Here is a 23,327-nt window from a genome sequence, read left to right on the forward strand (position 1 = left end):
TACCACCAAGTGGCGACCGGAGCGGGCTCGGATGTGGGAGTTCTGCTCGGCCTCGGTGAACGTCAGGACCGGGGTGGTGCAGGCGTCGGCGTGTTCGAAGATCGCCCACCACTCATCGCGCGTCTTGGTCTTGAACTTGTCGGCGAAGATCCTCCGGAGCCGGTCCTGACTGCGGGGATCCCACTGGTGTGGCAAATCCGTCGCGTCGATGCCGAGACCGTTCAAGAACTCGGCATAGAATTGTGGCTCGAGACAGCCGACCGCCATGTACTTGCCATCAGCGGTTTCATAGCTGTCGTAGAACGCCATGCCGGTGTCGAGCAGGTTGGTGCCGCGCTCGTCCGACCATGCTCCCGCCCGTCAGTTCGTTCGTCCAAGGCTGGTCACTCCGCGGACGGGGTGAGCGGCAGGTGCCGTTCCATGCGACGCAGTGAGTGCCGACCATGCCTGAGATGTGCCCGCATGAGTGTCTCAGCCCACTCGCTGTCACCGGCCTCGATAGCGTCGACTAGTTCGCGGTGGTGGTTGAATGAGCGTTCGATTTCGAGATGGGTGTGGTGACGAAACGCTTCACTCACGAAGGGCGACGTGAGGATCGACGGGATGAGCGCCACGAGCTGGCGATTTCCTGAGGCGCGGTGGACCTCTGTGTGGAAATCTATGCAGAGGGTCCCGAGTTGCTGCAGCTCGTCTTCGCCGGCAGTGGGCAGGATTTCGTCCATCTCCGCGCAGAGCTTCTGCAGGCGTTCGAGGTGCTCGGTCGTGCGATTGCGCGCGGCCCGGCCCGCTCCGTAGCCCTCGAGGTTGGCGCGGAGCTCGTAGAGGTTATCCAAATCTTCAGCGGTCCACCCAACTACGAGTGCGCCACGGTGACGCTTGAGTTGTACGAGACCTTCGGCCTGTAGGCGATGCAGGGCTTCGCGAACCGGCGTGCGGCTGACACCGGAGAAAGTGGCGCCATCCTCTTCCCGTAGCCAGCTCCCTGCCATGAAGGTGCCGTCTGAGATTCCCCGACGAAGCACATTGTAAGCGTGCTCTGTCGCCGATCCACCCATGCCTGCCTCGTCGTAATGCACCGTGCGTCATCGTACCTCTATCGAACCGGGGCCAAGAACGACGCGGCCGCCGGTGTTACCGTGGACAGTCGCGTACGCGTCTTAGACCCGGGACAGCGGGTACATCTTCGCCCTATGGTACCTCTTCGCTATATAGGGAGCCCTGAGGTGGCCACTCCGGATCGCCGCGCACACGCTGCGCAGCACGGCCGCGGCCTGGATGGAATCGCAGCGCATGGTGTTCAGCCCGACGACGCGAAGCGCGCGCCTGTAGAAGTCCAACACGTCTACTGACAGAGATTCGCCCCGCGGCGCGGTCATCAAGCATGTCCGCCGGCCCGGCGCAAGGAACAGCAGCATCGTCTCGAGTAGCGGCGGCCCTACTGTGTCCACGACGACGTCGACCCCGCCCGCCGGTACTCAGTCCTGGAGGTCAGCGACGTCGGGATCGATCACCTCGTCGGCGCTCTGAGCCGCAGCGATATTCGAGGCGGCGTTGCCGCGAACGAGACTGATGACGCGGGCTCCCTCGGCTCTCGCCAGCCCAACGACGGCGCCGCCCACCCCGCGAGCCGCCCCGGTGGCGAGCACCGTCGAGTTGGGATCGAGCGGTCCTACCACCTCCATCGCGGCCGTGAGATAGGCGAGACCGGCGGCGCCGGCCTCCACGAGGCTGATTTCCGGCCGCATACCGCAACACAACGCCTCGTGGGCGCGGATGCAGCCGGACGACATCCCCAGCTTCCTGGGTGGCCGACTTCAAGGGTGTAAGGGCTACGCAATAGGCGACGGCGTCACCGCCCCTATGCCTGAGCTGCTCGGGCCTGCACCGCCTGAGCCTGCGCCCCATCACCGTCGGCCGGTCGACTGTCGACAGTCATAGTCGCCTCCGTCGCGCGGAGGCGCCTGCCGATTGTGCACAATGTGCACCGGAAGGCTCCGGAGCTCGTCGAGGTAGTCGCAACGTAAGCCCGATTGATAGGGCTTGACATGCCACAGATTGTATGGAACCTTTGCGAAAGCGCTCGGCTGGCTAGGCAGCCGACGGATGCGCAGGCGACGAGGGAGTCCATCGATGGACCGAACCCGCAATGAGGGCTTAGAGACGGACTCGCACGGATTTGACGTGTTCGGCCGTTGGTACGACGCGCACGAGTCAGGGGACGTGAACGGCCTAGGCAGTGTCCTAGCCGGTGATGTGTGTCGCAGGGATGGATCTGCCGCGGTCCGGTCTCGAGGCCGGTGCCGCCGCCGAGAAGGTCACGTTCGACTCGTTCGCCTACTCGACGAACGCCTGGAGTCGCACGCGATCCTCAGCCGCCTGAAGCAGGAGGGTCCACTGCCGGTGGACGCGCGGCTGCAGGTGCGCATCCCGACTCCGGCGGCCCCGCGCGTCAGCGCTTTGATCCACAACCACGACTATTGGTCACCGACCGCAAAGGAAGTGTAGAGATGGCTGCAGATGTCGATGTGATCATCGTCGGAGCCGGCCCAGTGGGCCTCTGGCTTGCATCGGAGCTGCGACTCGCCGGGGTTGGGGTCACCATTCTCGAGGAGCGATCCGACCGGACCGAGCGCGCCAGGGCGTTGATCATCCATCCGAGAACGCTCGAGATCCTCGCCTCACGCGGCCAGGCGGACCAAGTGCTGGAGGAAGGCATCGCGATCCCAAGCGGTCATTTCGCCATGCTGGACGAACGCCTCGACTTCTCGAAACTGGACACGCCATTTCCGTTCACGATCGCCCTTCTGCAGGTCCGGACCGAGGAGATCATCGAGGCACATGTGCTCGACGCCGGGGCGGAAATTCGCCGTGGAGTGCGGGTGACCGAGGTCACCGATCTCGGAGAATCGGTGCGAGTTCAACTGGACGACGGAACGGCCGTGTCGGCCAGTTGGGTCGTTGGTTGCGATGGTGTGTACAGCACCGTTCGGCAAGCAGCCGGGATCGAGTTTCCCGGCAGTCCCCGAACCTGCCTGGGTTGGCTCGGTGACGTCGAGATCGCCGACACCCCGCCGGGCGTCATCAGCCGCTGGACTATGGACGGTCTTCTCCTCGCTGTCCCGATACCGGGCAGTAAGCTGTACCGATTCGCCGGCATCTCCCCGGACGATGTCCGTACCGACTGGCCGGCTGAGGAATTCACGCTCAACGAGCTTAGCCGCAAGGTCACCGCTATAACGGGTACCGACTACGGTATGCACTCGCCGGTAAGGCTCTCGCGCTATGGCAACAAGGCACGGCAAGCCGCATCGTACCGGAAGGGCCGCATCATCCTCGCCGGCGACGCCGCGCATCAGCACATGCCCGCTGGCGGTGGCGGGCTCAACGCCGGGATTCAGGACGCAATGAACTTGGGGTGGAAGCTTGCCGCGACAGTCCATGGGACGGCGCCCGACTGGCTATTGGATACCTACCACGACGAGCGTCATCCGGTTGGTCAGGACCTGCTCCGGGAGACACAGGCGCAGACAGAACTGATGGCTGCCTTCACGTTGGACGGCAGGCAGATGCGCGCGCTGATCGGAGAACTGATCGGCCGGCACCCGGAGGTCTCTCGTGACCTGGCCGAGCGCCTCTCCGGTCTGTCGGTGCGGTACGCGGGGCCCGAGGGTGCGAACCCGGTAGTCGGGACGCGCGCACCAAACTTCGCCCTGCTGGACGGTCGAACTCTGTTGGACGTGCTATGCGACGGAGAGTACGTCGTCCTCGATCTCCGCGGCGGCGATTCGATCGAGGTCGCTAGCGTGAAGGTTGCTGAGGTCGAGTGGCGCGAATGGGCGGACGTCGAAGCCGCACTTGTCCGCCCGGACGGGTATGTCGCATGGGCCGGAGCACACGCCGGACTGTCTGAGGCACTGGCGCACTGGAACGTTCCCCACCCAGTGCGATCTCCCCGGTGACGTCCGATGTGCCCCTGCCGCGAGCAAGACATCACTTAGCGCAGATTCTCGCGCGTCGGGATCGATAGGCTGCCGATCGGACCATCGTGGTCGACGATCAAACGCGCCAGGCGCAGCTTGCCGCGTGCGGACGGTAGGGCGTTAGCGTGGACCAACGAGGACCTCCGGTGGTCGGGCGGGGCTGTCAGACAGCTCCATACCGCCACGGGAGGTCCTCCCCGTTCAAGATCAGTCAGATCGTGTCATCACACGACCTCGACCAACCTCGACCAACCTCGCCGATCAGTGCAGCTACGCCGCCGCTACCCGGCTACCAATGCCCCGGGCACCCTGCAATGCCGCTTCTGTCCATCAGCGGCACCATCCACTGCTCGACCTGCGATGATGCTGGTGATCACGAAAGCACTATCAGCGCAGTGGAGAGGACACCTATCAGGTGGACAGGCCACGCGACATCCGTCGTGTTCGGCGGGCGGTGGGAATCGGCGCGCCGGACCGGTCGCTGACCCGGTGGTCGGGGATGGTAGCGGTGACCGAGCGGGTCGACCGCTCGCGCATGATCGAGTTGATGGACGCGGTTGTCGGGCCGATCAAACAGCGCGCCCGTGGGCACACCGCTGGTGAGCTGCTGGTCGGCATGGCGGCTGCGCAGGGCGGGAAGAGTTCCTGGTCGGGCGGGACGACGCCGTTGGGCAGCAGCTCGCTCCAGTGACCGGGCTGTCGGCCACGACCGCAGCCGGGCTGGCCCAGCGGCTCACCGACGGGCAGGGGCACGCGGTGCCGCATGAGCTGGACCAGCCCTCGGCTTGGAGCCGGTGCAGCGCGTCGCGGATCGGCGTGCGGCTTCATCCCCGCCGCTGCCGCGGCACCGACCCCCGCAGCCAGCTGCCCGCGCAGGGTAGGTGCCATCGGCGATTCCCCGGCGCAGCACATCGTAGGAGTGCTGCTTCGCCGATCCGCTCATGCCGACCATCATCCCTCACCTGGTACGAGGACCACGCGCCCTCTCGTCCCACCGGCGTGGACGGTCGCGTAGGCCTGTTCGACCTCGGCCAGCGGAAACGTCCGGGCCACGCGCGGTGCCCGCAGCTCGCCTCGCTCGATGGCCGGGCACACCTCGCGCAGCACGGTGGCGGCCTGGGCGGCGTCGAAGCGCATGGTGTTGAGCCCGACCACACGCAGCGCCCGCCGGTAGAAGTTCAGAACGTCCAGCTGCAGGATGCCGCCCTGCGGGGCCGTCATGAGACACAACCGCCCCCCGGTGACCAGCAGCGGCAGGACGGCGTCGAGCAGGGGTGGGCCCACCGTGTCGACGACGACCTCGACACCCCCGGACGGCAGCGTCCCGGTGCCCGGATCGATCACTTCGTCGGCACCCTGGGCCGAGGCGGCGGCCGCGCTCGCCGCACCGCGGACAAGCCCGATCACGTGTGCCCCACGTGCCTTGGCCACACCGATGACCGCGCCGCCGACCCCGCCGGCGGCGCCGGTGACCAGCACGACCGTTCCCGGTCCGATCGGACTGACCTCCGCCAGAGCCGCCGCCGCAGTGAGGTAGGCCAGGCCCGCGGCGCCGGCCTCGACGGCACTGAGTCCGGCCGGGCGGGCGACGGCCGCCTCGACCGGGATGCTCAGGTAGCGCGCGTGGCTGCCGTCCCGGGTCAGGCCGAGCTCGCCGCCGCCGGTTCCCCACACCTCGGTGCCGACCAACTCGGCGGGCCCGTCGACGACGGTCCCAGCGAAGTCCCGGCCGGGGATCCGGCCGTCGCACACCTGCGGGAAGGCACCGAGTGCGTTGAGCACGTCGCTGCGGTTCACCGCCGCGGCGGCGACCTCGACGATAACATCCCCCGGCCCCGCCAGGGCGGCGGCCTGCTCGACTGTGAGGCCGGCGAGCGACCGGTCGGCCCCCAGCCGGGCCGCGCAGCCCCTCCAGGCCGCGGGACTCACCATGGTCTCACCTCTCCTCGGGAGCGAGGACGAAGTCGAACCGCACGTACCGAACGGTGCGGTGACGCCGAACCGCTCGGCCTGAGCGGCGTCCTCGAGCCACGACGAAGTCGCGGATCAGCTCGCTCCTCACCGAGAATACGACGTCCCGCTCGACGTACCCGCAGTCCGAGACGAAGGCGTCGGTGGCGACCGCCTGGAAACCCTCGGCCTCGACGCTGAAGTGCAGGCGAGCAGGCCGGTACGGGTGCACGACCCGCGCGGACGACGAGGTCGCCGGCGGGGCCGTCGACCGGGATCGGGTAAGAGCGCGGCATCACGCTGCGGAACCAGTAGTAGCCCTCGTGGTCGGCGATGAACAGGCCGCGGCCGGTGTCCGACGGGAGCCCGCCCTCGGCCTGAACGTCGTACCAGCCCTCGCCGTCGGCGTGCCAGGTGTCCACCCGCCCATGCGGGATCGGCTTGCCCTCGAGGTCGGTGACCCGTCCCTCGGCCATGAGAGGGGTGCCCTGACCGGTGCTGTTGAGCTGCTCGCGCGCCCGGCTCTCGGTCATCTGGAACGGGCCGAGCACCGCGGGGGCGGTCGGCCGCAGCCCGTCACCCTCTGAGAGGCCGCCCTCGGCGCCGTTGATCGTCGCGACCAACATGGACACGCCAATGGTGTCGGAGAACAGGATGAACTCCTGTCGTTGTCGGGTGTCGGTGCAGGCCTGTCCGACGGCGCTCAGGGACTCGATGGCCTTCTCCCGCTCCTCGCTGGTGGGCCGGACCTCGCACACGAAGGAGCGCAGGTGCCGGACGGCACGCTGCATGACCTCCTCGAGCCGCTGGTCGGGCATGGCGTCGAAGCTCGCGGCGACGTCGTCGGCGGCCTGCTCTTCGGTGACGTCCACGGTGCCTTCGTCAGTGGATCGGGGGTCAGTCGGGTGGGGTGTAGGTGGTCTCGCGTTCGGCGGTGTCCCAGAGCCAACGGCCGAGCGGAGCGCGGGACTCCTCGACGAGGTGTCCGACCAGACCGGCGGAGCGTGCGACGAGGGCGATCCCGCGCAGCGCCGTGCTGTCGATGCCCAGGTCGCACAGCAGTGCGCCGCTGGCACCGCCGGCGTTGAGCGGCAGGGGCTTCCCGCTCCGGGCCTGCACCCGCAGCATCAGGCGGGTGTGTGGCCCGAGCAGGCCCTCCTCCTCCGCGATCTGGACCAGCCGCGCGGTCCGCGGGTCGCCGTTGACGTGAGTCGGGTGGCCGAGTCCAGGGAGTCTGTGGCCGCGGTGGTCGGCGACGATCCGGTCCGCGAGCACGTCCAGGTCGGAGTCCTCGGTGGGGGACTGGGCCCGCAGCATCCGGCCGGCGTCCTCGAACACCCCGAGGAACACCGAGCCCCCGCCGAGCAGCCCGGCGGCGACTGCGCCCTGCACCGCCTCCGGCGCTCCGGTGTAGGTGAGCCGGGCCGCCAGCGCGCTCGGGGTGAGGCCGTGATCGGCGAGGGCGACAAGGATCGCGTTGAACAGCCGAACCTCCCCCTTCCCCGGGATCCGGCCGCTGACCAGCAGGAAGAACACCGCGGCGAAGTCGACCTCGCCCATGAGCTCGCCGGTCAGGTCGTATCCGCACACCTCGATGGAGTCCACCGTGGAATGCCCGATGGACGTGGTGCGCGAGCGGGTTACGTCGGTCATGGCGTCCTCGAATCAGAGCGGTGACGGGGCTCATCGATACCGGTAAGCAGCCGCCCGTACGCCTCCCGCGCGAGGTCCGGGCTCAGCACTGCATGCCGGCTGGCGACATCGAGCAGGCCGGCCTCCGCCAGTGCGGCGAGGTTGTCCGGGGTGGATGCGTCGGTCCGCCTCGGTGGCGGCGGCGTTGCTGCGCGGTAGGGGGGCGTTGCTGCGCGGTAGGGGGACGAGCGTGCCGGCTGTGGCGACGAGGTCCTCGTCCCGGTCGGCCGGGACCGCGGCGTCGGATGGGGGAGCCGGTGTCCGAGTGTGGTCATCGTCGACCTCCTGGTCAGGTGGTAACGGGTGCAGCCTGGTCGGCCGGGTCGGCTGTGGGCTGGTAGGCGGCGAGATGCCAGCCCCTGCCGTCGGCCACCCGGACTGTTGTCGATTTGCTCGGCGCTGCCGCGGACCCGGGCCACCGTGCGCATCCGGCCGAAGGCGCGCGCCACATCCCCGATCACCGAGACGAAGTTGACCTCGTGCTCGATCGGTCCGTAGTCCAACCTGCCGTTCGCCGGTGCTCGCGCCGGAGTGGGTGTAGCGCGGGTCCTCGGCCAGCGGATCAGCGAGCGCCGCGACGTCCGCGCTCTCCATGGCCGCGAACCGCTGCGCCTCCTGGACCCGGACGAGCCCCTCGAGGTCGCCTCGTTCACCGGCCGCGTCCGGCAGCGCGTGAATGCCTCCCTCTCCGGTTTCCGCACGGTCCTCATGCTCTCGGGCGCCATCGAGGCCTCCTTGCACGGTCGTTGGGCGGTTGGGCGGAGCCCTGGCCGAGTATGGCAGACAGTCCGCCTAGTTGTACACAAACGTCTGCGTCCGATACTCCAAAATTGTGCGTTGACACGGGAGGAACCGAATTCTACAGTTCGAATTGTATACAGCAGGCAAGCGAAGGGATCGACCGGTGGATGGAATTCGCGGCGACGATCCGGAGACCCTGGGGGTCTTCGGTAGCTGGTACGCCGCACACGAGTCCGGTGACGTCGCCGGGCTGGCCGCCGCGCTCGGAGAGGACGTCGTGATCCACTCGCTGTTCAAGGCGACGCTCGTGCAAGGCCGAGACGCGGCGGTGATGCACTTCCTCGGCGTCAACGCGACGTTCAGCCGGATGCAGATGACGTTGTGCCACCGGCCCGCCGCCGCGGAGGGCCGGGTGCTCGCCGAGGTGGAGTTCGCCGGGGCGTTCACCGGTGAGCTGACCTGGTCGGGTGTGACGACGCGCGGCGCCGGACAGGGCTTCCGGGTTCCCGGCGTGGTCGTCGTTGGGGTCGCGGACGGCGCCGTCAGCTCGGTGCGGACCCTTTTCGACCGAGACGACTGGCTGCGCCAGATCGGCGTCCGGTCGAGCGATCCCGACAGGGCGCGGCGATGACGGGCATTTTGACCCTGCCCGAGTTCCTCGCGGACGGCGCGAAGCGATGGCCCGACCGGCCGTGGTGCTCGGCTCCCGACGGCGACGCCACCCGCGCCGAGATGCTCGCCGACGCGCGGGCCTGCGCGGCGGGCCTGCGGGCGGCCGGGGTCGGCCGCGGCGACCGCGTGGTGCTCGTCCTGCCCAACGGCCTCGCCTTCGTGCGTGCCTGGCTGGGCACCGCCCTGGCCGGCGCCGTCGCCGTCGCGGTCAACCCGAGGGCCGCGCAGGCCGAGCTCCCCACGGTACTCGCTGTGGTCGAGCCCACGGCCGTCGTGGCCGATCCGGACACCGTGCTCGCCGACGTCGACGTCACCACCGTGGCGGACCTGCTCACCGCCGCACCTCGCGAGGCCGTCCCGCTCGATCCGGACACCCACGCCGGCTACATCCAGAGTTCCGGGAGCACCGGCCGGCCGAAGTTCATCATCCAGACCCACGGCATGTACACCATGGCAGGCGAAGGCTTCCCGTACTGGCTCGGGCTGACCGAGGACGACGTCCTGCTCACCACCCTGCCGCTGGCCCACCTCAACGCGCAGGCCTACTCCACGCTCGGCTCCTGGGGCTGCGGTGCCCGGCTGGTGCTGCCGCCCCGCTTCTCGGCGAGCACGTTCTGGCAGACCGCACGCGAGTCCGGGGCGACCGTCGTCAACATGATCGGGGCGATGCTGGAGATCCTCATGACGCAGAAGCCGTCCTCCGCCGAGCGCGAGCACGACGTTCGCCTCTGCTACTCGGCACCTGCCCCCGGCACCGACCGGCACGCCGAGATCGAGAAGCGCTTCGGCTTCCGCCTCGTCATCGGCTATGCACAGTCCGAGTCGCCGTACGGGCTGATCAACTCCGTCGATGAACCGCCTGCCTACGGATCCATGGGACGGCCCCGTCAGCACCCCCGACTGGGCAGCGTCAATGAGGCCCGGGTCGTCGACCCTGCCGACGGCGCGGAGGTCGGCGACGGCACGGTCGGCGAGCTGCAGCTCCGCAACCCCGCGATCACCCCTGGGTACGCCGGAATGCCGGCGGAGACCGCCGCCCTGCGGGACGGCGAGTGGCTGCGCACCGGGGACCTCGTCCGCCGGGACACCGACGGCCGGTTCACCTTCGCCGGGCGGATCAAGGAGATGATCCGCCGGCGCGGGGAGAACCTGTCCCCCGCTGAGGTCGAGGCTGTGCTCGACGCGCACCCCGCCGTCTCGTCGAGCGCGGTCGTCGGGGTGCCGTCGGCCCTGTCCGAAGAGGACGTCAAGGCGTTCGTGCGCACCGCGGAGGGCCACACGGTCACCGCGGCCGACCTCGCCGACTGGTGCGCCCGCCGGCTTCCGCCCTACAAGCAGCCACGGTACATCGAGTTCCTGGACCACTGGCCGTTGACCGAGACCAACAAGATCGCCAAGACGCGGCTGTCCAAGGAACGCAACGACACCGAAGTCGACCTGGGAGAGCCCGCTCGATGACCCCACAACCCCTGGCCGGCCTGCGGGTCCTCGAGCTGGGCAACTACTTCGCCGCCCCGACCGCCGGGCGCCTCCTCGCCGACTTCGGCGCCGGCGTCGGCGAGGTCGAGCGGCCCGGCACTGGTGACGAGATCCGGACCTGGCGGCTCCAGACCGCCCAGCGCAGCACGCAACAGCACGCCAACCGCCGCGGCGGGCTCGTTCCAAGCGCCGCGAGTCTGCGCACCAGCCTGGAACCGGCCCACGCGTTCACCACCCCTTCGGGCCGCTGACAATTCAACCAACTTGAATGCAAAGGAGCACAAGTGGAGATTTCAGAACGACGCAAGACGACCGTCGCAATCGTGGGTTACGGTCCGGTCGGTGGCGCGCTGGCCAATCTATTGGCCCGCCAGGGAGTCGATGTCGCGATCATCGAACCCTATAAGGATGTTTATCCGTTCCCCCGGGCCGGCGGGATCGTCCCCGAATCCCTTCGTCTGTTTCAGACCCTCGAAGTGATCGACCAACTCGATTCCCACATGGTGGAGTGGACCTTCTGGTACGACATATTCGACAAAGACTGGAACCGGATCATAGAGCGGAAACCTGACCTCGGCGAGAGGTATCAGGATTGGGCGCACAACGTCATGTTCTTTCAGCCTGCATTGGAGAGGGCGCTCCGTGAGGAGAACGACCGCTTGGGCGTCAAGGCGTACCTCGGTTTCAAGGCGGAGGAGATAGTCCAGGACGAGGACGGGGTCGATCTGCGGATCGCCCAGCGTGATGGGACGCCGGCGGGATGGTTGCGAGCCGACTGGGTCATCGGCTGCGACGGCAGCCGTTCGATCGTCCGCGAGGCGATCGGCGGTGGCCAGGACGACCTCGAGGGAGATCAAGCCTGGCTCCTCGTTTACCTGCGGCTGATCCGCGAGGACGTCGAGCTGCCGGAGCGGATCTTCGAGTGGGCCAATCCCGACCGGCAAGTCAGGTACGTGACGCCCTTCCCGCACAACCTGAAGATCTTCGAGTTCAAGGTGCTGCCGGGTGAGACGCAGGAAACGCTCGTGGATCCCGACAACGTGTGGGAACTGCTCAGTCCCTGGCTGAAGAAGGGTGACGCCGAGTTTGTGCGGACTGGGGTCTACGAGTTCCACTCGCGGGTCGCGAACCGTTGGCGCGACCGCCGCCTCCTGATCGCCGGTGACGCCGCCCATGAGATGCCGCCGACCCTTGGGGAGGGTCTCAATTCCGGTTTCCGCGACGCGATGAACCTGGGCTGGAAGCTGGCCGGGGTGATCGACGGGACGTTCGCCGACCGGATCCTCGACTCCTACGAGCAGGAGCGTAAACCCCACGTTCGTACTCTGGTCGAAATAAGCAACACAATCAATGTGGCGGGCGCCGCGATTGCCGCCGACCCCGAAGCCTTCCGCGCGAGCGTCTCGCTCGAGGACAACTACGAACCGCCGCGACCGAGGCTCGATCCCGGCCTGCACGGCAATGAGGAGGCACCGGTCGGTACGATCGCTGATCAGCCGAGGCTCGCCGACGGCACACTGTTCGACGATGCGGTCGGTTACCGAATCGCCGTGGTGGCCACAGAGGGGCTACTTCGGGCGGCCGGAGTCGATGAGGATGCCGCCTGGTCAGCCATCGGGGCGATCCCGTTTCCAGCCGACGAACATCGAGCCGTCCGAGCGTGGCTCGAGCGGCTCGGCACGCAGGCCGTGATCGTGCGCCCGGACCGTTACATCCTCGGTGTCGCCGACAATGCCGAAGAACTTCGTAGGCTCGGCACCAGTCTGGCCGGCTCGCTGACCAACGCCCAGATCCCGACGGGCGGCAGCCAGGCCTTGGCCTGATCGTCAGCCCGTCACTTCGCAGACCACCTACAAAAGGAGATACCGAAATGATGAAGATGCTCAACTTTCTTACCCGCCGCGATGGAATCAGTCGCGAGGAATTCGAGGACTACTGGCTCAACACCCACGGTCCGCTCGTCCGGAAACACGCAGAGGCCCTTAACCTGCGGCGCTACATTCAGGTCCACGCCCGCAACGCGGAGGTGGTGGCCGGAATGAACGATCCGCGCGGTGGCGTGGGCAACGAGCTGCCGGTCGACTACGACGGTGTCGTCGAGCTCTGGTGGGACAGTGCCGAGTCGTTCCTCGAAAGCTGGCAGACCGAGGAGGGGAAAGCGGCGTGGGCCGCGATCGCGGCCGACGAGCCGAACCTCACCAACCGCGATCGCTGCTACACCTATGTCGGCGAGGAGATCCTGCTCTACCCAAAGGGGCAGTGAAGTGATGCCCGCAGACGAGCGGCCACTGCTCGCGGCGGCCGACGAGGGCGATGGCCCGGGGGTGGTGCTCCTCCCGGGCTCGGCGGCCGATCGCCAGATATTTCTCCAGTCGGGGATCTTCGGGAGCCTCACCAACTACGCACGCGCGGTCGCCCTCGACTGGAGGGGAGCTGGCGAGTCGGCCCCGTCGAAGGGGGACTACGGATTCGCCGAGGAGGTCGAGGATGTCGTCGCTCTGCTCGACGCGAAGGGACTCGAGACCGCCTGCGTCGTAGGCGTTTCGCACGGGGCCGCCGTCGTTCTCGAACTTGCGCTCCGACATCCCGACCGCGTTCAGGGACTCGTGCTGTGCAGCCCCTGGCCCCGGACGACTCAGTCCATGCGCCAGATGTTTCAGATCTGGCAGACGGTGTTCAGTAATAACGACCCTCAGGCATACGGGGAAGCGATGGCCTGGTGGCTCTTCTCTCATGAGTTCCTGGATGCCGATCCTGGGCGCGCCACCGGCCTTGCGACTGCGCTTTTCGCCGCGCCTGACTCGGCCGAACGGGAGGCTCACCTCGCGACGGTGGGGGCGAATCTCGGGTTCGACGTCGAGGACCGCCTGGGCGAGATCCGCGTCCCAACCTTGGTGCTCGCGGGTGAGCAGGACCGAGTCGTCCCCGCCGCCTACTCGAAGGCGGTCGCCGAGGCGATACCCGGGAGCCGCTTCGAGCTGATCACCGGACCCTCGGGAAGCCATGCCTTCCTCGCCGAGGCGGCCCCGCAGCCTACCGAGCTGATCGTGGAGTTCATCGCCGAGGTGGTGGGCGCCGCGGCGGAGTGCTGAAGATGGACGCGCTGCTCGGCCGCGTCGGAGGGCGCGGGTGGTTATGATTCAGGACATTTCGGGGTCCCACGGATCCTGACCACTCACCCGAACTTGACCAGGTCCACTTCGCTCTGGCCAAGGGGCATGACGAAACCCGTCACTGCGCAACAACACGCTCCGACGACCAGCGCCCGATTGAGGACCACCCCAACGGAGGACCAGGTCAACGAAAGTCATGGTTCGGCTCTCCAGCCCGACCCTGGGAGGCGTCCGTATGGTGTCAGAATGATTGATTGAGGAACAATGGATTTCAACGAAGAAAATTCCGCTGATGTGGTAGTCGCTAGCCTCTCCACCATGCGTGAGGAGGATGCGCGGCTGAAAGAGATCCTGACGAGCGCGATCCGCCACATGCACGCGTTCGTGCGCGAAACCCGTTTGACCACGGCTGAATGGGAAGCGGGCATCGAGTTCCTCACTGCTGTCGGACAGACATGCACCGACACCCGGCAGGAGTTCATCCTCTTCTCCGACAGTATGGGAGTGTCCATGCTTGTCGAGACGATCAATGGTGCCGAGGGAGAGATCCGTGAGTGGGATGATCTTTCGCCGACGGCATCTACCGTGATGGGTCCGTTCCACATGACCGTGAGCCCGGAGCGGCAACTCGGTGACCTCATCAATGATACCGGCCGGGGTGAACCACTCGTTGTGGAAGGGAGCGTCACCGATCTCGAGGGCAATCCACTTGCGGGAGCTCGGGTCGACACCTGGCAATCGGACGGTGAGGGGTTTTACGACGTCCAGGTCGACTACCTACCGCCAGGCACCGGGCGGGGAGTCTTCACGACCGACGAGGGGGGGTACTTCTGGTATCGCAGCGTGATGCCGCGCCACTATCCCATGCCCGTGGACGGACCGGGCGGTGCACTCGTAGTGAGGGAAGGCAGAGATATCTACCGCCCTGCACACCTCCACTTCATCGCGGAAGCCGACGGCTATCAATCATTGACCACCCACGCCTTCGTGTCCGACTGCCCGTACATCGAAAGGGACGTCGTTTTTGCTGTGAAGAGAAGCCTGATCCGCGATTTTGTTACGATCGACGACCCTGAAGAGGCCGCGCGGTTCGGCGTGGCCTCACCATTCCGTCACGTTCGCTTCGACATCGTGCTCGCCCCCAGCGAAACGACGGTAGAGAGTGGCTACCAAGGAGTTCAGACGTAGATCGACTCGGATGGAGTGATCTAGCAGGATCGGCGTGTGCGGGACAACGACGGCCGGATGCTGGATCATCGGACGCTTGAGGTACTGCGGCTGCAGGCGGTCGAAACAGGCTCGCTCACTCGAATCTCTCTACGGTTCAAGTGAGATCCGAGTGTCCGAGCATCTCCGTCAGTTCAGATCGGGGAGGGGGAGTCCAGCCGGTCGTGCTCTCGCTCGTCACCTCCGGAGCCGAAGGAATCCACCGCGCGTCGTGCTCAGGTCAGGGTCACGATGGGCAGGGTGCCTCAGGCGTGCCGGTGGTGCAGCTGTTTCTAGTCGAACTCGCCGACGCTGGTCTTGGGAACCTCGGTGCGAAAGGTCCAGTATTCGGGTAGTTGCCATTTGGCGACCTTGCCGGCGAGGAAGTCGCGCAGTTCTGCTGCCTGGGCGTGGGCGCCTTCGGCGAGTACGACGGCAGCGAGGGGGGCGTTCGTCCCATTTGTGGTCGGGGATACCGATCACGGCTGCTTCGGCGACCGCGGGACGGGCGATGACAGCGTTTTCGAGGTCGACCGAGGAGATCCATTCACCGCCGGATTTGATGATGTCCTTGGTACGGTCGACAAGGGTCGGAATCCGTTCGGATGATTCGGCCGACGTCGCCGGTGCGCAGCCATCCGTCGTCGAATTTGTCGGCATCGACCGGGGTTGCGTCAGGCGAATAGTAGGAGCCGGTGATCCAGGGGCCGCGAACTTCGAGTTCTGCCAGGCTGACTCCGTCGTGGGGACCGCAGCGCCGTCGTCGGAGACCAGCCGGGCCTGCACCGCGGCCGGAAACGGCCTTGGCTCACGCGGTAAGTCCATTGTTCGGCCTCGGTGCGGGCGCTGGCAGGGGGTGGGTGATGCAGCCGAACGGTGCAATGTCGGTCATGCCCCAGACATGCACGACGAGCACGCCGTGACGCTGCTCGAACGCGCGCATCATCGACGGCGGGGCTGCCGCGCCGCCGACCACCGCGGCGCGCAAGTGGGTGAGATCCTGCGGCCGGCTTTCAGTGCAGCGAACGCGCCACCCCAGATCGTCGGCACGGCTGCGGCGCAACTCGGTTTCTGAACGGCCATCATTTCGAGCAAGAGGACCGGCTGCAGAAAGCCGCACCTTCGCGTATCGGCAGGCCATCGCGGGCGAACGGCCGCCCGGGTCTGGAGGTCGCCGCGCTGATGTGGGGCAGGACGCAGCCGGTGGTCAGCAGTTCTCGTAATTCGTCCTCGTTGCGGCGGAATTCAGCTGGGTTCACATCTTGGATTGGGAGCCGTGTACGTGACTTCCCTTGACCAGAACCAGATTCAGGGGAAGCCGTGGAGTATCGCCGGAGGCGAAGCCGACGGTGACGAACCGCCCGTCGCGGCGCAGCGAGCAGAGCGGGCTGCGATAGTCGGCCGCCGACCGTGGCTCGACCTTGTTGGACCTCAACGGCATCGGCCCGTCCGACGCCGCGCGGCTGCTCGCCGACGCCGACGACATCCACCGATTCGAATCGCGGGAGCGGTTCACGCCCCGCAACGGCCGCGCACCTTGGACGCTTCGTCCGGGCCTGGGCGGTCTGCACGTAGACGCGGGTGCCGCCGGACACGTCAGCGTAAGGAAGATCTTCGCGCTGCCGGTCAGACGGCGCTTCCATTCCGAAATCGATCGAGGTGCATTCTGACCGGTGCGGTGTCGATGGCCAAAGCTTCGAGTGCGGCGAGGTAGCGGCGGACGTTCGCGATTTTGACGTCTTCGTATCCGCGGACCTCGGCGGCTAATGTTGCCGCATCGAACGCCCGGCGATAGGTCTGCGGGGTTAGATTCGCGGCTAGCTCGATGACCATGGCTTCGTAGTGCGCGGACAGCGCCCTTTCGAGACGTCGCATCGCTGTGCGGCCGAACAGATCGAGTGGGGTGCCGCGCAGGACGCGGGCTTTGGCCAGCGCCCGCAGCGCGAGTCGCGACCGGCTGGCCTTCAGCCCGATCTTCGACTTGCGGCCGAGTGCCTTCAGAAGCGGTGGGTGAAGCCTGTAGGTGAGGTTGGTTGCGCCTGCGACCTCGCGGGAAATCGCGTCGAGGAATGCGGGATCGGTCAGCATGCGCGCCACTTCGTACTCATCCTTATACGCCCGCAATTGGTGAGCTCCGCGTGCGACGGCCTCGGTGAAGCCATAGTCGTGTTCGGACGCTGTGTCGTGATGGGAAATACGGGTGATGAGTGCAATGTAATCGGCGGCCGAGGAGGTGTTCTGATAAGCGGAAAGCTGCGCAGCGCGCCGACTTACGACGGACTGCAACTGTGTCGGCAATGCCTCGATGAGAGGTTGCAGGCGTACTGGCAGCTGATCGTCACTGCGGGTGGCGGCGTGGGGCGGTCGAGTGGCGGCGCGGAAGGCGGCGGGATCATCGATGAGCACACGACCCCATCGGAAGGCTGCAGTGTTGGCCTCGACAGCCACGCCATTGAGCTGGATGGCTTCCTCGATTGCTGCGGCAGGAATGGGAAGCGCGCCGAGTTGGTACGCGGCGCCGACCAGGACCAAGTTGGCGGGTGTGGTATCGCCGAAGAGGGTGCGGGAGGCGCTGAGTGCATCGACGTCGACCAACCGATAGGTGGATGCAGTGGCACTGTCGAGAAGCGCTGTGACGTCCGGATATTGCACGGCGGGCGAGTACACCATGTCACCTGTCGGGGTAATGCTGGTGGAGACGACGGCGGTGGTGCGCTGGTTTGATGCGTAGGTCAGGTTCTTGGGCTCGACGAGGGTGAGCAGGTCGAAGGCGATGATGGAATCAGCGGAGCCCGGCATGACGCGGTTAGCCGCGGCGAGAGGCTTGGTGGAGAGACGAAGGTGGCTGGTGACAGGCCCGGCTTTCTGACTCAATCCGGTTTGATCGAGCCCTTCGACGTGCAGGCCGGATCGAAGGGCGGCGATTCCGAGCATCTGGTTGACAGTGACGATTCCAGTGCCCCCGATACCGGCGAGGAACACTCCGAAGCTTCCCGAGATGGCGGGAAGGGTGGGTTCGGAAGTCGCCGGCGGGGTGGGTATCGCAGGGGCGTCCGACCGGTTTTGCTCGTCTATCTCGACGGTGACGAACGATGGGCAGTCGCCGTCGAGGCATGAATAGTCGGTGTTGCAGCTGTCCTGATCGATGCGCGTCTTACGGCCGAACTCGGTGTCAACCGGCTGAACGGAGAGGCAGTTGCTCTTCACGCCACAGTCTCCGCAGCCTTCGCAGACGGCTTCGTTGATGATGATCCGTGTATTGCGGTTGGGCAGAGTGCCGCGTTTGCGTTTACGGCGGGCATCGGCGGCACAGTGCTGGTCGTAGATCAGCACTGTCACGCCCTCGGTGTCTCGCAGGATGCGTTGCGCTTCGTCGAGGCGGTCACGCCCCCACAGGGTCGTGATCGGTGCGAAGGTCGAAGTGCGATGACTGTGCGGATCATCTGCGCAGATGATGATGCGCTGGACGCCTTCGGCGTGGAGCTTGTGCGTCAACTCTGGGATGGTCAGCCCGCCCTCAGCGGACTGAGCTCCGGTCATGGCGACTGCGGAATTGAATAGCACCTTGTAGGTGATGTTGACTCCGGCGGCGATGCAGGCTTGGACAGCGAGCTGGCCGGAGTGGAAGTACGTACCATCGCCGACGTTCTGGAAGATGTGGGGGATGTCCGTGAAAGGCGCCTGGCCGATCCATTGCGCGCCTTCGCCGCCCATCTGGGTCAATCCGGTGACTTGCGAGTCTGTTCGTGAGGACATGGTGACCAACGTGTGACAGCCGATACCACCGCCGGCCAAGGACCCGTCCGGGACGACAGTGGACCGGTTGTGGGGACAGCCCGAACAAAAGTACGGTGTGCGCCTGGTCGGCAGCACAGTTAGCTGAAGGGGCCCGGGTGAAGCGCTGGCGGGCAGCTGGACGCGACCGCGCAGCACCCGACGCAGTGGGCCCAGTAGGCGCGCGGCGGTCAGTTCGCCGTCGGCCGGAATCAGTGGCCTGTCTTCTCGGTCGGCCTTACCCAGCACTGCGGGTTGCTGGGCTGCGCCGTAGAGCATCTCCTTGACTTGTGTTTCGACGAATGGTGTCTTGTCTTCGATGACCAGAACGTCGGTGACTCCGCGAATGGCGTCGGTGATTGTGGCTTTACCGAGAGGGAACGGGGCGCCGATACGCAGCACCCGCACACCGGCGGCCCTGAGTTCGTTTTCGGGCAGGCCGAGTTCAGTCAGGGCGTCGCGGACTGCGTTGTAGGCGCTGCCCACTGCAGCGATGGTCAGCCACGCGTTCGCGGGATCGACCTCCACCGTATCGAGGGGATTGGCGTCGACGAAGGCCTTGACCATCGACCAGCGCGGGCCATAGAGGTCCGCCTCGGCGAGCAGGCTGTCCGGGGGCGCGGCGAGCACCCGCTGCCGGTAGGCCCAGGGTTTGCCGTCCCAGTCGATCGTGGGCACCCTGATCGCCAGGTCAGCGAAGTTGCGGTCGACCGTCCAGATTCCGTCGGCGACGTCGGCGACGATCTTGAGGGCGACCAGGCATCCGGAAGCGCGCGACAGAGCGATTCCGATCATGCCGAACGCGATGATCTCTTCGGCGTTGCGCGGGAACAGGATCGGTATGTTGAGCGCGGCGATAGCCTTTTCGCTTGCCGCAGGCACACTCGAGGACTTGGCAGCAGGGTCGTCGCCGACCAGCAACAGGCCACCGCCCGTGGGATGAGCGCCGTACATATTCGCGTGTCGCAGTGCATCGGTGGAACGGTCGAACCCAGGCCCCTTGCCATACCAAACGCCGACAACACCGTCGTGGGTGCGCGTCCCCATCGGGAGTTCGAGCTGGCTGCCCCAGACCGTGGTGGCCGCGAGTTCTTCGTTGACCGCCGGCGTGAGCTTGACGTCGTGCCCGGCCAGCAGCGGTAGGCCGGCCAAGAGTTGATCGAGGCCAGCCAGTGGGCTGCCCTGATATCCCGACACCAAGGTCGCGACCCGACGGCCGCCGCGGCGATCACGCTCATGCTGTTCTACGAGTAAGCGTGCTACGGCCTGGACACCTGTCATCAGAACCGCACCGGACCCGGGGCGGTAGCGGTCGTTGAGGTCCAAAGGCTCTCTTGTCGAGGAGGATTCGTGTGTTTGCGTCATGTCTTTCGCTTCGCTCGGTTTGGTTCGACCGTCTGTGCGATACAGCTAGCGACTCGTGGGTGCGGCCGCGGTCGGCGCAGTCGTCGAGGTGAGCGCGCTTCGGATTGCCGCGCCGGTCGCGGCGGTAGTGCGCGCTGCACCGGTGTTGTCGGCGAGCCCGCTGTCGACCGCCTCTCGGATGCGGGTGGCGGACGCTGGGTCGCCCAGGTGGTCGAGCATCAAGGCCACCGACAGGATCGCGGCAGTCGGGTCAGCGATCCCGCGTCCAGCGATGTCCGGGGCGCTGCCGTGCACTGGTTCGAACATGGATGGGTTCCGGCGAGTGGTATCGAGGTTGGCGGACGCAGCCAGCCCGATACCTCCGGTGATGGCGCCGGCCAGATCGGTGAGTATGTCACCGAAAAGGTTGTCGGTGACGATCACATCGAAGCGACCCGGATCGTTGACCAGGTGAACGGTCGCGGCGTCGACATGCGCGTAAGCGACCTCCACCTCCGGATAGCGGGTGGCAAGCTCAGTGACGGTGTTGGCCCACAGCCTGCCGGCCCAGGTGAGCACGTTGGTTTTGTGGACGAAGGTCAGATGCCCTCGACGGGTCGCGGCGAGGTCGAAGGCGAACCGCACCACGCGTTCGACGCCATAGCGGGTGTTGACCGATACTTCGGTGGCCACCTCGTGCGCAGTGCCGGTGCGCACCGATCCTCCGGTGCCCACATAGGGTCCTTCAGTGCCTTCTCGCACAACAACGAAGTCGCATACCGTCGGCGCGGTACGCAGGGGGGAAGCCCCGCCGGGACGGATCTCGAACGGTCGCAGATTGACATGGTGGTCGAGCGCGAAACGCATCTCGAGGAGCAATCCGCGCTCGAGTACGCCACTGGGCACACTGGGGTCCCCGATGGCCCCGAGCAGGATGGCGTCGTGGTGACGAAGCGAGTTGAGAACATCGTCGGGCAGCACTTCGCCCGTGCGGTGGTAACGGGCTGCCCCGAGATCGTAATGCTGGACCGCGATGTCAGGGCGCACCAGGGCAAGTACGTCCAGCGCCTGGTCGATGACTTCGGGGCCGATGCCGTCTCCGCTGATGACGCCGATATCCATTCGATTCCTCCTGGTGCAGTGACGAGTTGCGCCGTGCGCAGGTAGTGGCGCTACGAAATGCCGCCAGTGTGACCGGCGCAACGTGACGCCGACTACTGCTGGATGGAGAATCAGTCACATTGCCTCGTGGTTGCCGCGGCTGCCCCGCAGTTCAGTCGATTTGCCTGCCTGACTCGTGTCATGAGACGTGTCCTGGACGCACTGTGGCTTGTCGGTATGCAGGCTAGCGTCGACATAGCAACAGAAAGTCCCGCTCAGGGCAGCCGTGTTCCAAAGAGAATGAAAGGTTTCCGGAGTGTGAGACGCCTGGCCAATTCAATTCGACTGGGCGAGCCACCTAGTGCTCCCTGGAGCTTCTTCGCCCTCACCGGAACTTCCATTGCGCTGCTGGACATCTGCGTCCTGCGGCGGTGCTGGTTGTCGTCAACCCGGCGGACGCCAAGACCTGGCTGGCCAATGTCAGTTCGCCGATCGTCGTTCTCGTCGGCGGCGTCATCACCTTCATCAAGGTGACGCAAACTGCCGGTGCCGTCGATTATGTGAGCACCGCCGCTGCCGGAATCGGTATTCCGTTGCTGGTCGCGCTGCTGCTGTGCTACATGGCCGGTATCGTGCCCGTGCCGGCATCGTCCTCGGCCACGATCGGAGTGGCGATCGCCGTCGCTGGACCCATGCTCGACGATGGCGCGGTGAACCCGATCGGATTCGTTGCCGCTACGGCGATCTCGGCGACAGTAGTGATGTCAGTCCCTTCTCCACCAATGGCGCGATGGTGTCGGCCAATATTGACGAAGGCAGTCGGGACAGGTACTTCCGTCAGATGTTGGTGTACTCTGGCATCGTCGCTGCGGCCAGGCCGCGCCGTTGCTGGCCTGGTTGGCGGGATTCCTGCCTGATCATTCCAAGCCACAATAAATCGGTACGGCCTGGCGCCACCTCATGTGTGCCGGGCCGTTCTCGCCGCCATAGGTAGTCGACCGATCCCTTTGCTCAATCTCCTCATTTGCATCCCTATGCTGGTTTCGCCAGCGCGGAATCCGGGCTGCCCGACGTCTGCCAAGGAGGCTGACATGACCGAACGGGTCACCCTGGATGGTACCGATGCCCGTATCCTGGCTGCCTTATTGCAGCATCCCCGCGCCACCGTGATGGGGCTGGCCGGGGAGTTGCGGTTGGCGCGTAGCACCGTGCAGATCCGACTGGCGCGACTCGAGGAACTCGGCGTGCTCAGTATGGAGAACGTCCACGCCATCCCGGCGTTGGCCGGCTTTGGAGTCACAGCGTTCATGACCATCGCCGTTCACCAGCGCGACCTGGACGCGCTACGCCGGGCGTTGGCCGACATTCCTGAGGTGATCGAGGCATACGGGACGACCGGCGACGGCGACGTGATGTGCCGAGTGGTAGCTCGCAGCGCTGAGGACCTGGGGCGGGTCAATGCCCTGGTGCTCAATTGCGTCGGTGTGCGTCGTGCCAGCACATCGGTTGTCATTCGCCCGGTACTGGATCATCGGCTGGTCCCATTGTTGGGAACCATCGGCCAGTCGTAGTCGCCCGCCACCGCAGCTCCACCGTCTCTTGCCGATCGTGCCCTGTCAGGCCTCGCGCCTGCCCTGCACACGGGGCCGCCCGGGAGGCATTCTGACTGACCTCACGGTCACGCATCGTGACACTGCATTCACGCAAGTGCTAGCCCACATCAGGCCTCTCCGTCGGCGGGTTTACTCGCAAGTTGGTCCTTCGCCCATCGTGTTGCCACCGCGACGTCGTCGGTGGTGAATGTTGGGCATCCTCAAAGCTTGTCTCGGCGCCTACCCTCCGCGGGCCCATCGCAGGGTGTGGGGGAGCGCGAATACGGCTGGGAGAAGCATGAAGACGGCGATGGTGAGGGCGATGTAGCCGGCGCTGGCATTGATGCCGTACTGGTAGGCGATGAGGAGGCCTAGGAGCACGGATACGATGCCGAGCACGAAGATGACCCATGCGATGGCGCGGGATTCGCCAAGCGCGGAGAGGAGGGTGGGGAGGAAGGCGATGCCGAGACTGATCGTCCAGACCCACATCGCCTGTGCCTCATTGCCTTCGAGCGCGGGGTCGACGCCTTCGAGGAGCGTCGAGAGCACGTGGAAGACGAGGTAGAGCAGGAGTCCCATCCCAGTGATGGTCCATAGGTGCTTGGCACGCCGGGCCGCCGCGGATGGGCTGGCGGGTGTGGTGCTGCTGGTCATGCGATCGTCTTCGCTTTCGTCGGGGG

Annotated in this window: 19 protein-coding genes and 6 pseudogenes; 12 read left to right on the top strand and 13 right to left on the bottom strand. The window is 66.2% G+C overall.

Going from position 1 to position 23,327, the window contains the following annotated elements:
• Positions 1-21: 21 nt before the first annotated feature.
• The 4 genes and pseudogenes from ABZ420_RS21440 to ABZ420_RS21455 all read right to left on the bottom strand — a co-directional run.
• Positions 22-354, bottom strand: a pseudogene (locus ABZ420_RS21440) (CoA transferase); the annotation flags it as partial.
• Positions 355-383: 29 nt separating this feature from the next.
• Positions 384-1,076 carry a GntR family transcriptional regulator gene (locus ABZ420_RS21445; RefSeq protein ID WP_357125390.1) on the bottom strand — a complete coding sequence of 231 codons (693 nt, stop codon included), beginning with the start codon at positions 1,074-1,076 and terminating at the stop codon, positions 384-386.
• Positions 1,077-1,157: 81 nt separating this feature from the next.
• Positions 1,158-1,454 (bottom strand): annotated as a pseudogene (locus ABZ420_RS21450) (hypothetical protein); the annotation flags it as partial.
• A 21-nt stretch (positions 1,455-1,475) separates the two neighbouring features.
• On the bottom strand, positions 1,476-1,790 hold the full coding sequence (locus tag ABZ420_RS21455; RefSeq protein ID WP_357125393.1) for a hypothetical protein: 315 nt from the start codon (positions 1,788-1,790) through the stop codon (positions 1,476-1,478).
• A 717-nt stretch (positions 1,791-2,507) separates the two neighbouring features.
• Between ABZ420_RS21455 and ABZ420_RS21460 the strand changes: the two genes are divergently transcribed.
• Together ABZ420_RS21460 and ABZ420_RS21465 are read left to right on the top strand one after the other, a co-directional pair.
• Positions 2,508-3,959, top strand: coding sequence for an FAD-dependent monooxygenase (locus ABZ420_RS21460; RefSeq protein ID WP_357125396.1), 1,452 nt, complete (start codon positions 2,508-2,510; stop codon positions 3,957-3,959).
• A 529-nt stretch (positions 3,960-4,488) separates the two neighbouring features.
• The gene (locus ABZ420_RS21465; protein ID WP_357125399.1) at positions 4,489-4,671 is read left to right on the top strand and encodes a hypothetical protein; all 183 of its coding nucleotides are present in this window, start codon (positions 4,489-4,491) and stop codon (positions 4,669-4,671) included.
• A gap of 260 nt (positions 4,672-4,931) precedes the next feature.
• Here the strand turns inward: ABZ420_RS21465 and ABZ420_RS21470 are convergent, their stop codons facing one another.
• The 4 genes and pseudogenes from ABZ420_RS21470 to ABZ420_RS21485 form a co-directional block, all read right to left on the bottom strand.
• Entirely contained in the window at positions 4,932-5,912 is a 981-nt protein-coding gene (locus ABZ420_RS21470) for a zinc-binding alcohol dehydrogenase family protein (protein ID WP_357125402.1), read from the bottom strand.
• A 4-nt stretch (positions 5,913-5,916) separates the two neighbouring features.
• Positions 5,917-6,162, bottom strand: a complete 246-nt coding sequence (locus ABZ420_RS21475) for a hypothetical protein (RefSeq protein WP_357125683.1) — start codon at positions 6,160-6,162, stop codon at positions 5,917-5,919.
• 10 nt (positions 6,163-6,172) lie between these two features.
• Positions 6,173-6,748 (bottom strand): annotated as a pseudogene (locus tag ABZ420_RS21480) (dioxygenase); the annotation flags it as partial.
• Between the two features lie 79 nt (positions 6,749-6,827).
• Positions 6,828-7,583, bottom strand: coding sequence for a citryl-CoA lyase (locus tag ABZ420_RS21485; protein ID WP_357125405.1), 756 nt, complete (start codon positions 7,581-7,583; stop codon positions 6,828-6,830).
• 943 nt (positions 7,584-8,526) lie between these two features.
• Here ABZ420_RS21485 and ABZ420_RS21490 point away from each other — a divergent pair.
• The 7 genes and pseudogenes from ABZ420_RS21490 to ABZ420_RS21520 all read left to right on the top strand — a co-directional run bounded on the left by ABZ420_RS21490 (position 8,527) and on the right by ABZ420_RS21520 (position 14,815).
• Positions 8,527-8,994, top strand: coding sequence for a nuclear transport factor 2 family protein (locus tag ABZ420_RS21490; RefSeq protein ID WP_357125407.1), 468 nt, complete (start codon positions 8,527-8,529; stop codon positions 8,992-8,994).
• Positions 8,991-10,493: an AMP-binding protein gene (locus ABZ420_RS21495; protein ID WP_357125410.1), complete on the top strand. Its 1,503-nt coding sequence runs from the start codon at positions 8,991-8,993 to the stop codon at positions 10,491-10,493. Before ABZ420_RS21490 ends, ABZ420_RS21495 begins: the two co-directional genes overlap by 4 nt.
• Positions 10,490-10,648 (top strand): annotated as a pseudogene (locus tag ABZ420_RS21500) (CoA transferase); the annotation flags it as partial. The gene ABZ420_RS21495 and the pseudogene ABZ420_RS21500, both read left to right, overlap by 4 nt.
• Positions 10,649-10,798: 150 nt before the next feature.
• Positions 10,799-12,337, top strand: coding sequence for a bifunctional 3-(3-hydroxy-phenyl)propionate/3-hydroxycinnamic acid hydroxylase (locus ABZ420_RS21505; RefSeq protein ID WP_357125413.1), 1,539 nt, complete (start codon positions 10,799-10,801; stop codon positions 12,335-12,337).
• Between the two features lie 47 nt (positions 12,338-12,384).
• Complete coding sequence (locus ABZ420_RS21510; RefSeq protein ID WP_357125417.1) at positions 12,385-12,777, top strand: EthD domain-containing protein; 393 nt, start codon at positions 12,385-12,387, stop codon at positions 12,775-12,777.
• Between the two features lie 4 nt (positions 12,778-12,781).
• Complete coding sequence (locus ABZ420_RS21515; protein WP_357125420.1) at positions 12,782-13,606, top strand: alpha/beta fold hydrolase; 825 nt, start codon at positions 12,782-12,784, stop codon at positions 13,604-13,606.
• Positions 13,607-13,891: 285 nt separating this feature from the next.
• The gene (locus ABZ420_RS21520; protein ID WP_357125423.1) at positions 13,892-14,815 is read left to right on the top strand and encodes a dioxygenase; all 924 of its coding nucleotides are present in this window, start codon (positions 13,892-13,894) and stop codon (positions 14,813-14,815) included.
• Between the two features lie 311 nt (positions 14,816-15,126).
• Here ABZ420_RS21520 and ABZ420_RS21525 read toward each other — a convergent pair.
• Positions 15,127-15,946, bottom strand: a pseudogene (locus ABZ420_RS21525) (AMP-binding protein); the annotation flags it as partial.
• Between the two features lie 62 nt (positions 15,947-16,008).
• Positions 16,009-16,242: pseudogene (locus ABZ420_RS21530) on the bottom strand (NADPH:quinone oxidoreductase family protein); the annotation flags it as partial.
• Between the two features lie 15 nt (positions 16,243-16,257).
• Between ABZ420_RS21530 and ABZ420_RS21535 the strand changes: the two are divergent.
• Entirely contained in the window at positions 16,258-16,503 is a 246-nt protein-coding gene (locus ABZ420_RS21535) for a hypothetical protein (RefSeq protein WP_357125426.1), read from the top strand.
• On the opposite strand, the gene ABZ420_RS21540 is transcribed toward ABZ420_RS21535, so the two are convergent.
• Complete coding sequence (locus ABZ420_RS21540) at positions 16,460-19,972, bottom strand: indolepyruvate ferredoxin oxidoreductase family protein (protein WP_357125429.1); 3,513 nt, start codon at positions 19,970-19,972, stop codon at positions 16,460-16,462. The two genes, ABZ420_RS21535 and ABZ420_RS21540, sit on opposite strands and share 44 nt — an antisense overlap.
• 45 nt (positions 19,973-20,017) lie before the next feature.
• Complete coding sequence (locus tag ABZ420_RS21545) at positions 20,018-21,073, bottom strand: 3-isopropylmalate dehydrogenase (RefSeq protein WP_357125432.1); 1,056 nt, start codon at positions 21,071-21,073, stop codon at positions 20,018-20,020.
• Between the two features lie 410 nt (positions 21,074-21,483).
• Between ABZ420_RS21545 and ABZ420_RS21550 the strand changes: the two genes are divergently transcribed.
• Positions 21,484-21,969 carry a hypothetical protein gene (locus ABZ420_RS21550; RefSeq protein WP_357125435.1) on the top strand — a complete coding sequence of 162 codons (486 nt, stop codon included), beginning with the start codon at positions 21,484-21,486 and terminating at the stop codon, positions 21,967-21,969.
• Between the two features lie 174 nt (positions 21,970-22,143).
• A complete protein-coding gene (locus ABZ420_RS21555) occupies positions 22,144-22,623 on the top strand; it encodes an Lrp/AsnC family transcriptional regulator (RefSeq protein ID WP_357125439.1) in 480 nt (159 codons plus the stop codon).
• Between the two features lie 261 nt (positions 22,624-22,884).
• Here ABZ420_RS21555 and ABZ420_RS21560 read toward each other — a convergent pair whose 3' ends face one another.
• Complete coding sequence (locus ABZ420_RS21560; protein WP_357125442.1) at positions 22,885-23,301, bottom strand: hypothetical protein; 417 nt, start codon at positions 23,299-23,301, stop codon at positions 22,885-22,887.
• Positions 23,302-23,327 lie beyond the last annotated feature (26 nt).

This window comes from Nocardia sp. NPDC005745 (assembly GCF_040630775.1).
Taxonomy (GTDB): Bacteria; Actinomycetota; Actinomycetes; order Mycobacteriales; family Mycobacteriaceae; genus Nocardia.